9 protein-coding genes are annotated in these 10,614 nt (G+C 64.2%); 5 read left to right on the forward strand and 4 right to left on the reverse strand.

The window, feature by feature from the left end; genetic code table 11:
• Window positions 1-220 precede the first annotated feature (220 nt).
• Entirely contained in the window at window positions 221-1,312 is a 1,092-nt protein-coding gene (locus EB835_RS10150; RefSeq protein ID WP_135809354.1) for an epimerase, read from the forward strand.
• A gap of 125 nt (window positions 1,313-1,437) precedes the next feature.
• Here the strand turns inward: EB835_RS10150 and EB835_RS10155 are convergent, their stop codons facing one another.
• Window positions 1,438-2,349 (reverse strand): oxygen-dependent tRNA uridine(34) hydroxylase TrhO, encoded by a 912-nt coding sequence (locus tag EB835_RS10155; RefSeq protein WP_135809355.1) that lies wholly within the window; start codon window positions 2,347-2,349, stop codon window positions 1,438-1,440.
• Between the two features lie 214 nt (window positions 2,350-2,563).
• Here EB835_RS10155 and purL point away from each other — a divergent pair, with 214 nt between their 5' ends.
• Window positions 2,564-4,948, forward strand: a complete 2,385-nt coding sequence (purL, locus tag EB835_RS10160; RefSeq protein WP_135809356.1) for a phosphoribosylformylglycinamidine synthase subunit PurL — start codon at window positions 2,564-2,566, stop codon at window positions 4,946-4,948.
• Window positions 4,949-5,079: 131 nt separating this feature from the next.
• Here the strand turns inward: purL and EB835_RS10165 are convergent, their stop codons facing one another.
• A complete protein-coding gene (locus tag EB835_RS10165; RefSeq protein WP_135809357.1) occupies window positions 5,080-5,619 on the reverse strand; it encodes a hypothetical protein in 540 nt (179 codons plus the stop codon).
• A gap of 52 nt (window positions 5,620-5,671) precedes the next feature.
• Window positions 5,672-6,565: a hypothetical protein gene (locus EB835_RS10170; RefSeq protein WP_135809358.1), complete on the reverse strand. Its 894-nt coding sequence runs from the start codon at window positions 6,563-6,565 to the stop codon at window positions 5,672-5,674.
• A gap of 147 nt (window positions 6,566-6,712) precedes the next feature.
• Here EB835_RS10170 and EB835_RS10175 point away from each other — a divergent pair, with 147 nt between their 5' ends.
• On the forward strand, window positions 6,713-7,942 hold the full coding sequence (locus EB835_RS10175) for a cobalamin-independent methionine synthase II family protein (protein WP_135809359.1): 1,230 nt from the start codon (window positions 6,713-6,715) through the stop codon (window positions 7,940-7,942).
• 60 nt (window positions 7,943-8,002) lie between these two features.
• On the opposite strand, the gene EB835_RS10180 is transcribed toward EB835_RS10175, so the two are convergent.
• Entirely contained in the window at window positions 8,003-9,403 is a 1,401-nt protein-coding gene (locus EB835_RS10180; protein WP_135809360.1) for a TIGR01777 family oxidoreductase, read from the reverse strand.
• A 201-nt stretch (window positions 9,404-9,604) separates the two neighbouring features.
• On the opposite strand from EB835_RS10180, the gene EB835_RS10185 reads away from it, so the two are divergent.
• Entirely contained in the window at window positions 9,605-10,015 is a 411-nt protein-coding gene (locus tag EB835_RS10185; protein ID WP_135809361.1) for a hypothetical protein, read from the forward strand.
• Window positions 10,012-10,572: a MarR family winged helix-turn-helix transcriptional regulator gene (locus EB835_RS10190; protein ID WP_135809362.1), complete on the forward strand. Its 561-nt coding sequence runs from the start codon at window positions 10,012-10,014 to the stop codon at window positions 10,570-10,572. Before EB835_RS10185 ends, EB835_RS10190 begins: the two co-directional genes overlap by 4 nt.
• Window positions 10,573-10,614: the final 42 nt, after the last annotated feature.

Here is a 10,614-nt window from a genome sequence, read left to right on the forward strand (position 1 = left end):
CCAAGCCCTGCCGGATCCCGCGGGCATCAAGGTCCATCACACCCGGGCCGGTTAAGACCCGGCTGGCGGGGAAAATGTCTGTGAGGCACGGCCTCATTTCCCGGGGATCTTGACATGAGGCACTCCGATCCACAACCAACTTTCCCCACGTGACACCCACCACATACCTAGTCGCCCCGTTATCGGCCCCCCGGACTGTGCCCGGTGTTAGCGTCTGTCTATGAGTACGAAGTCCGATGATCAGTCATCCGCGCCTGTCGATCCGTCCGAGTCCGAGACCACAGCGGCCAACTCGACAGCCACGACCGGCGAGACTGCAGTCGCTGCAGATTCCAGGAGTCCGATTGCGGTCATCGCCGGGGCTTCGGGGTTCATCGGCGGCGAGGTTCTCACTGCATTGCGGTCCCGGGGATACGAGACTCGAATGATCGGCCGCTCCCCTGCCCGGTCCACCGTCACATGGGAAGACCCCGACGGTATCGCCGAACTCATCGACGGCGCCGACCTGCTCATCAACCTTGCGGGCCGCAGCGTCGGGTGCCGGTACACGGATGCGAACCGGCAAGTCATCTGGGACTCCCGCGTCGACTCGACTCGCGCTCTCCATGCTGCGGTGGCAGCCGCCTCGGCGCCGCCGCGTCTGTGGATCAATTCGAGCACGGCGACCATCTACCGCCACGCTATGGACCGCCCCCAGACCGAGGACGACGGTGACATCGGCGAGGGGTTCTCGGTCGACATCGCCAAAGCCTGGGAGAAGGAGTTCTTCGCCGGGTCCCTGCCCGCGACCAGAAGAGTCGCTCTGCGGATGGCGATCGTGCTCGGTGACGGAGCAGCGTTGAACATGTTGGCGACCGCGGCCAGGTCTGGAGCCGGCGGAGCCCAACATGAGGGGTGGTGGTTTCCGCACAGGCGCTATCGCGGGATCGGCCCGCAAGCGTCAGGGCCGACGGTCTGGCGTGGGCACCCGCCGACTCATGGGCGGCAGCGATTCAGCTGGGTTCATATCGAGGACGTGCTCCGCGCAATCCGTTTCATCGACGAGCATGAGGAGCTCAGCGGCCCGATCAACGTCTCGAACCCCCAGGTCTCTGACAACCGCTCGCTGATGAAAGCGCTGCGCAAAGCAGTGCGTATGCCGGTGGGGATTCCTGCCCCGCGGTGGCTGCTTGAGACCGGAATGATCGTCCTGCGCCAAGAGTCGGAACTCGTGCTCAAGAGCCGGTGGGTGCTGCCCGCACGACTCGAAGCCGCCGGATTCGATTTCAGATGGACCGATATCGAGGCCGCCGCCAAGCACCTGCTGCGCTGAGCTCGACGGCGGCCCACCATCCCCGGCTTGGTGAACCTGCAGCAGCTCGGCGCAGGGACCATGCTGCTGCAGGTTCACCGAACTGAAGCGATGCTGCGTGCCGACCAGCTGCTCGGGTCACGTCGTCAGCCGGCGGCCGCCTCGGCGGGGATCCCCTGCTCGACGCAGTCGACACAGTAGGGCTGCAGGCCCTTGTCCGTGCATTCGGCGCACCGCAGGTACTGCTTGCGGCACTCGAGGTTCGCACAGTTGACGAACTCCGGAGTCTTCGTATCGCAGGACACACAGTGGCCGATCGATTCGACGTTGTCGCCGAACTCGACGTGCATGCGCTTGTCGAAGACGTAGAGGGAGCCGTCCCAGTAGCCGGAGCTGCCGAAGGTCTCGCCGTAGCGGACGATACCGCCGTCGAGCTGATAGACCTCTTCGAATCCGCGGTTCTTCATCAGCACGGACAGCACCTCGCAGCGGATCCCGCCGGTGCAGTAGGTGACGACGGGTTTGTCCTTGAGGTCGTCGTATTTGCCGGATTCGATCTCGGCGATGAAGTCACGCGTCGTGTCCGTGTCGGGGACGATCGCGTCCCGGAACTTCCCAATCTGCGCCTCCATCGCATTGCGACCGTCGAAGAAGACGACGTCCTCGCCGCGTTCATCGAGGAGTTTGTGCAGGGCTCCCGGTTTGAGATGCTGACCGCCGCCTTCGACTCCGTCTTCTGTCACCGTGATCTCGTCCGGAGTGCCGAAGGTGACCAACTCGCTGCGCACCTTCACGCTCAGGCGCGGGAAGTCATCGCCCTGGCCGTTCGACCACTTGATGTCCGCACCTTTGAACGGCGCATAGGATTTCGTCGCCCGCACATACTGCTTCACATCGAAGATGTCCCCGCCGACAGTGGCATTGATGCCGTCCTTGGAGATGATGATCCGCCCCTTGAGCCCGAGGCTCTCTGCCAGGGTGTGCTGCCACAACTTGACCGCTTCGGGGTCGGGCAGCGGGGTGAAGACATAGAACAAGACGATCTTGGGAGTTGCCATAGCCCCCATTCTAATTGTGGACGCCGGGTGCTCCCTCGCCGAGGCGGCCGACCGTGGACGTCTCCGTTCCCTGACCGTGGCCGTCTCCCCTCCCTGCCCGGGGCCGGGCCGAGTTGTCCGTCGGCGGGCCGTGGACGCGCTTCGCCCGTGTGATGGCGACACGGCTAAGATTGGGCGAGAGTGCCGTGTCGTATGAAAGGGCCCCTTAGAGGACATGTCGTCAAACCTCAGTTCTGCGGATTCCACGCAGGTCGAATCCGCGCAGGACAATGCGAAGCAGGTCAAGGAGACGGTCGAGTTCGCTGCGGCGAATCCCGATGTCGATCAGCCTTACGCCGATCTCGGCCTCAAGGCCGACGAATACGAGCAGATCAAGGAGATCCTCGGACGTCGCCCCACCTCGGCGGAATTGGCGATGTACTCGGTCATGTGGTCCGAGCACTGCTCGTACAAGTCCTCGAAGGTCCACCTCTCGAAATTCGGTGACAAAGTCACCGAGGACATGAAGAAGCACCTGTTGGTCGGCATCGGCGAGAATGCCGGCGTCGTCGACATCGGCGACGGCTGGGCAGTGACGTTCAAGGTCGAGAGCCACAACAGCCCCAGCTTCGTCGAACCCCATCAGGGTGCGGCCACGGGTGTCGGCGGAATCGTGCGCGACATCATCTCGATGGGCGCCCGCCCGGTGGCAGTGATGGATCAGCTGCGCTTCGGACGCATCGACCACCCCGACACCGCCCGCGTCCTCCACGGCGTCGTTGCAGGCATCAGCAACTACGGCAACTCCCTGGGCCTTCCCAACATCGGCGGCGAAACCGTCTTCGACCCCAGTTACCAGGGAAACCCCCTGGTCAACGCCCTGGCCGTCGGTGTCATGCGGCATGAGGACATCCGTCTGGCCAATGCTTCGGGCCAGGGCAACAAGGTCGTCCTCTTCGGTGCTCGCACCGGTGGCGACGGCATCGGCGGAGCCTCGATCCTCGCGTCGGAATCCTTCGACGATACGAAGCCTTCGAAGCGCCCAGCAGTGCAGGTCGGCGACCCCTTCGCCGAGAAGGTGCTCATCGAATGCTGCCTCGAACTCTTCCACGCCGGTGTCGTCGAAGGCATCCAGGACCTCGGTGCCGCCGGAATCTCCTGCGCCACCTCGGAGCTGGCCTCGAACGGCGACGGCGGAATGCACATCGCGCTGGACGACGTGCTGCTGCGCGACGAGACTCTGACCCCTGAGGAGATCCTCATGTCGGAGTCGCAGGAGCGCATGATGGCCGTCGTCCGTCCCGACCGGCTCGAGGAGTTCCTCGCGATCGTCGGCAAGTGGGAGGTCGAAACCTCCGTGCTGGGCGAGGTCACCGACACCGGTCGGCTCATCATCGAATGGCGCGGCGACGTCATCGTCGACGTGCCTCCGCGTTCCGTCGCTCACGATGGTCCTGTCTACAACCGCCCCATGAACGAGCCCTCATGGACCGCCGAGGTGGCCGCCGACACCGTTGCAGCCGCGGGCCTGGCAAAGCCCGAGTCCGATGAGGAGCTGCGCTCGACGATGCTGCAGCTCGCCGGATCCCCGAACCTGGCCTCGAAATCGTGGATCACCTCCCAGTACGACAAATACGTTCAGGGCAACACCGCGCAGGCGTTCCCCGACGATGCCGGAGTCGTCCGCGTCGACGAGGAGACCGGGCTGGGCGTGGCCATCGCCACCGACGCCAACGGTCGCTACACATTCCTCGATCCGGCCCGCGGAGCCCAGCTGGCGCTGGCCGAGGCGTACCGCAACGTCTCCACCTCCGGTGCCATCCCGCGCGCGGTCACCGACTGCCTGAACTTCGGCTCGCCCGAGGATCCGGCGATCATGTGGCAGTTCGCGCAGGCAGTCGAAGGCCTCGCCGAAGCCTGCAAGGATCTGAGCATCCCCGTCACCGGCGGCAACGTGTCCCTGTACAACCAGACCGGCGGAGTCGCCATCCACCCGACCCCGGTCGTCGGTGTGCTCGGCGTCTTCGACGACGTCACCCGCGCCACCCCGAGCGGCTGGCAGGAGCCGGGTCAGACCATCTATCTGCTCGGCACCACCGAGGCAGAGCTCGACGGTTCCGCGTGGGCCGACGTCACGGCCGACCACCTCGGCGGGGTTCCTCCGCAGTACAAGCCAGCGGAGGAGAAGGAGCTCAGCGAGATCCTCATCAACTGCTCACGTGACGGAATGATCGATGCCGCCCACGACCTGTCCGAGGGCGGTCTGTCGCAGGCACTCGTCGAGTCCTGCCTGCGCTTCGGCACGGGCGCGCGGATCTGGCTCGACGAAGTGTGCGAGCGTGACGGCGTCGACGTGTTCACCGCACTGTTCTCTGAGTCGACGGCTCGGGCGATCGTGGCCGTGCCGCGTTCGGAGGAGGTCCGGTTCAAGGACATGTGCACGGCCCGCCGATTCCCGTTCGTGCGCATCGGTATGACCGACGCCGGTGATCCGGAGCCGAGCCTCGACATCGTCGATCACTTCTCGATCGGCCTCGACGAGCTGCGTGCGACCCACGAGGGCACCCTGCCGAACCAGTTCGGCGGAAGCGTTGCAGCGGTGACCGAAACCGCGGTCTGAGCGATAACCGCCGAACACTGACGCTGAGACGGCCTCTCGGCCCCGACATGACCAGCTGCCATTGGTCTCCTCGAGGCTGAGGGGCCGTTTCGCGTCTCGCCTTTTGCCCCGACAGTCAGGAAGTGCGGCAGCTAGGAAGGTGAGTCTGCGGGTGTCTCATTCCGGCCCTTGCTGCGGCGCCATCGATCACGCAGCGGTCCGACTATGCCCCAGACGAGCGCGGTGAAGAGGGCGACGATCGTCCAATAGATCAGCCAGAACGAGTCCGACCAGCCTGCGATCGCAATTCCGACTGCCAGCAGGGCGATGGTGATCGCCGAGGCGGTCAGGCACCGCAGCCAATAGGCGAGGCTGGTGCGGGTCGGCACCGGCGCGACGCGGGCATCGGTGGAGTGCTTCTTCGCGAAACGTCGGTCGACGCGGGTGATGACCTCGGGCCCGAAGACGATGGAGAAAGCGACGTAGAACGCGGCCATTCCATGGCTGAAGTCTGATGATGCGCCCCGGTCCAGATCGATGTACGTCAGGATGATGATGACGATGTCGATGATGGGAGTCGCAACAAGGAGAACCGTCGAGGCAGTGCGCCATCGCAGCAGGTACCTGAAACAGACTCCGGCGAGCAGGAGTATCCAGAACAGTGCTTCACCGGCGATGATGAATAGCAGCATCGATCTCCTCGCTCAGTTGTGTGAGCTTCTCGTGACTCCTTCTCGTCCGACTCTACTGATGATGCTGCGACCATTGTTCGGGCCCCGGCCGCCACTGATTCGGCTGGGACTGGACGGAGCCGCCCGACTGCGGATGCTGCTGCGCGGCGTATCCTTGGAGAGGCGCGTAGCCCTGTTGAGGTATATAGCCGTGCTGCGGAATCGGAGCCGACCCGCTTGGCATCGGCGTCGTTCCCCCGCGCACTCGACCGAGCAGATGACACAGGCCGAGAACCCCGAAAGTGGCGACCAGCCACACGGCTTGAACGACTACCGTGACGACGACTCCGCCTGCCAATTGAGAAGCCAGCATCTGATTGAAGATCGAGTTGACGACGTTGAGCACGACTGCGAGGGCGACGGCGATGACGAGGATCCACCATCGACGGTTGCGGGCGATGTTCCACCCACAGAAGACTGCGGACAGATAGACCCCGCTCACGACCCCCTGGATGACCGTCATGGTCAGCATCGAATCAGCCGGTCCGGCTCCGGTCATGCCGACGATCATCGACATCAGCGGGCTGAGGACCAGCAGGGCGAGGCAGCCGAGCACGAAGACCAACGCCCCGACTGCCCTGCGCACCCACGTCGTATTCTTCACCAGCAGGATGGCGATCGCGCCGAGGATCAGCCGCAGACCTCCGGCTACGATCATTCCGACGCTGAAGAGAACGATGGTGTCCTGTCCTCCGGTGAAGCTCAACGGGGCCAGCACCATCGCCGGGAGCGCCCCGACGATGAGCGCTGACCACAACAAAGACCGCGCGAGCCATCCGGGACGTTGCGATTCCTGCGCGCCGCGGGGTGCCGGTGCGTGCGATGACGGCGACGGGTACGTCGGCGATCCCGCCGCAGGCTGACTCTGCCAAGGGCCGTTGCTGTGACTGCTCTGTCCATAGCTCATGGTCCTACCCTACGATTCGACCGCCGGCACACGTGACCCAAGATGACAGCGAACACACATGCGCAGTCACGAATATGGTTGCCTGAAGGGGACTGTTGCGGCACAACCGCCGCGGCCATACCGCACGATCGACCAAAGGAGTCAGTCATGGCGACGATTCGCACATCCCACGCGGGATCCTTACCTCGCACACCCGAACTCATCGAGGCCAACAAGGTCAAGCAGGCGCAGAACACCGCCCGTCTGGCCGGCGAGTCGGTGTCGCAGGAGCAGGAGCAGGAATTCGACGAGCTCCTTGCCGCCAGCGTCACCGACCTCGTCAAGCGCCAGAAGGATCTGGGCATCTCACTGCCCAATGACGGCGAATACGGTCACGCCATGGCCGCAGACTTCGACTACGGCGCATGGTGGCACTATTCATTCGCCCGCACCGGCGGGCTCGAACTCCACGACATCGACCTCTGGGAGATCCCTGCCAACCGCTCGACGCCGGGCAATATCGTGCTCACGAGCATGCCTGACCGCCGCGACCGCAACCTCTTCCCGAATGTCTACACGGACCCCAATGCCGGCACCGACACCGGGACCCAGCCCCAGTTCCCGAAGGCGACGGGACCGATCAGCTACATCGGCCAGGACCAGGTCAATCGCGATATCGCGAACCTCAAAACCGGTCTGGCCGCCGCCGGATACGACGAACGCGCCGGCTACATCAATGCGCTGTCTCCCGGTTCGGCCTCCCGCATCGCCAACGAGCACTACTCAAGCGATGAGGAGTTCATCTGGGCGTGGGCCGATGTGCTGCGTGAGGAATACCTCGCCATCACCGAGGCGGGGCTGACCGTCCAGATCGACGATCCCTCCCTGGCGGAGAACTTCGACCAGATCAACCCGGAACCGTCGTTCGATGACTACCGGGCGTTCATCCAGATCCGCATCGAGGCGCTCAACCATGCGCTGCGCGGAATCGACCCGGCTCAGGTGCGTGTGCACACCTGCTGGGGTTCCTGGCACGGACCGCACGTCACCGACCTGCCGTTCAACGAGATCGTCGACCAGGTGCTCTCGATCAACGCCGCCGGCATCACCTTCGAAGCCGCGAACGTCCGGCATGAGCACGAGTGGCGGATCTGGGAAGAGAAGAAGCTGCCCGAGGGCAAGTACATCATTCCCGGAATCGTCTCTCACTCGACGAACGTCGTCGAACATCCCGAACTCGTCGCCGAACGCATCGGCCGATTCGCTGGTCTCGTCGGTCCTGAGAACGTCGTGGCGTCCACCGACTGCGGTCTGGGCGGACGCGTCCACCCGGACATCGCCGTCGCGAAGCTGCAGTCCCTGACCGAAGGTGCCGAGATCGCCTCGAAGCGCTTCTGACCCGCCCGAAACACAGTCCCCTCCGCTCGGCTCCCATGCCGAACGGAGGGGATCTCTGTATTACGCCCCTGTGCCGAGCTCCTCATCGAAGCAGTCAGCCAACGTCGGATGCGCGAACTGATATCCGGTCTCTTCGAGCTTCTCGGGCACCACCTTCTGATCGGCCAGTGCCAGTTCCTTCGCCCCATCGCGGCCGAGCATGAGCTCCGTGATGAATCCGGGTGTCGGGATCCATGCGGGGCGACGCAGGTGGGCGGCGAGCGCCTCGGCGAATTCCGCCTGTGACACGAGTTCGGGAGCGACGGCATTGACCGGACCGCGCACATAGTCATACAACACCGCATGCACATAGGCTCGGGCCACGTCGTCGAGGGAGATCCATGCCAGGGCCTGTTCGCCGCTGCCCAAACGACCGCCGGCACCGGCGAGGAACAGCGGCGCCTGCAGTTTGAGCAGACCGCCCAATGAGCTGAGCACGACCCCGGTGCGGATCGACACGCGCCGGATCCCGGCATCTTCGACACCCGCCGCGGTCTCTTCCCACTTCTGGCACACCTCGGCGAGGAATCCGTCGCCGACCGGCCCCGATTCGTCGACCGGCTCATCCGCCTTCGACCCGTAGTAGCCGACGGCCGAGGCACAGACGAAGACCGAAGGCCGCTTGGACTCGGGCAGACCGCGCATCGTCTCGACGAGCAGCCTCGTCGAGTCGATGCGCGAGGACCAGATCTCGTCCTTCGCATGTTTGGTGAATCGAGTGGCGATGGAACGCCCACCGAGGTGGACCACCGCATCCGCCCACGCGAGGTCGCGTGGATTGAGAATTCCCAGATCAGGGTTCCAGTGCACCTCATACGGAAACTTCGGGGTCTCGCGCACGAGGAGGCGGACGAAATGTCCGGCAGTGGAGAACAGTGCGGCCACCTGCCGTCCGATCAGACCGCTGCCTCCGGCGATGAGGATGTGCTTGCCCTTCTTCCGAGTCAGCAGGGGCGCGTTCGTCGATTCGAGGAAGTCGATGTCCATGAGCATGCGCCGGTGCCGGGCCTCGAACGTGGCCTCGAGGTAATGGGTGAGACCGCGATCGATGACATCGAAGCCCTGCGGTGCCATCGAGAACTCGACGTGGTCGTCGATCTTCGTTCCGCCCGCCACCGAGGTGAATTCGTGCGTGTGCTTCCACTGGCTCAGCGGACCCTTCTTCAGCTCGTCGACGAAGGAGAATCGCGACGGACCCTCCGAGTGCACGGAGCTGAATGGCCGTCGCACCAGTCCGTAGGTGCCGGGCACGCTCGTCTTCACCTGCGCCACCGAGCCCGGAGCGATCGGAGGATAGCTCTCTTCGACGATCTCCTGTGCCCAATGCGGTGAGAGACGGGTCAGCGCACCCGGTCGAGCATGCCAGTCGTATGTGGTCTCCGCGCCGAGCGGAACTTCAGATGTCGACTCAAAGATGGTCATGGCATCCCTCCTACCTCGAATGATGCCACCGGTTTCTGAGAATGTGACCCGCAACTCACCCATGTGCAAGTGAATTGTCTTCGATTGGGCACCGGCAGCCACAGCTCATGTCCGCGGCGTGGGGCCGACTGCAACCGCAATCACGAGCCCAAGCAATCCACCTCTCGATCATTTGTATGCGTTTCGCATATACTGGATCGTATGAGCAGAGACGAAAGCACACGGTTGGAAGCGGCCATCGGCGAATGGCATGCAGCGGTCAACGACGGGGACCTCTCTCGATCTGCTTCCGCCGTCGGCGATCCGATCGTCGTCCTCGGGCCGAAGGGTGCTGGCCCGATCACTCCCGCTCAGTTCAGCGAGTGGGTGGAGCGGTCGGGAATTCGGCTCGTCCCTCGTTCGTGGCATCCGATCAGCGACAGCCTGATGGTCGTGGAAGAAGACGCCTCCTGGCCGAACAGCCCTGCGGCATCACCGACTGACAGAGCGCAGCGCGTCGCCACCGTGTTCCGGGTCGGCGGTGGGAAGGTCACGGCCGCCCTGCGACTGCCGGATCTCAGGGCGGCCCTCGATCTTGCCTATGTCTGTTCAGAGATGGCGGCCACCGAATGACCCCTTCTGATGCCCCCGCTCGCGGTCAGGGAGACGAACTCAACGACGGATGCACTGTCGGACCGGGACAGCGCCTCTTCTCTTTCGTCCGCTATTGGTCGCGGCGACAGCTCTCGGCAAAGGCCGATACGACATCGCTGCAGGGCAGGCTCGTCCTCGTCGCCGAGGCGATTCACGGTCTGTCACAACGGGGCGCCCCAACCACCGTCAATGCCGTGGCGGCCGAGATCGGAATCGATCAGAGCGGTGCGTCCCGTCTGATCAACACCGCGAGAGAAGCCGGAATCCTCGAAACGCTTCCGATGGCTTCGGACTCGCGAAGCAGACCGACGCGGGATGCCAGGCGGCGGGAGACACGCGTCACCGGTACCGGTCTGTCCATGCTCGCAGATGCTCACGTCTGGCAGGAGCAGATCTTCTCCGAACTCACCGCGGGATGGACCCAGCGCAGGCGTCGTGAATTTGCAGAAGCGATGGAAGACATCATGAATCGCTCGCATGAGCTCGCCACCGGTCGCACAGGACAGACAGACGCTTCCGCTGCGGCACACCCATAGATGCAGATCGGCCGGTGAGCGCACTGCCCACCGGCCGATCCG

The organism is Brevibacterium sp. S22 (assembly GCF_004745485.1).
GTDB lineage: Bacteria > Actinomycetota > Actinomycetes > Actinomycetales > Brevibacteriaceae > Brevibacterium.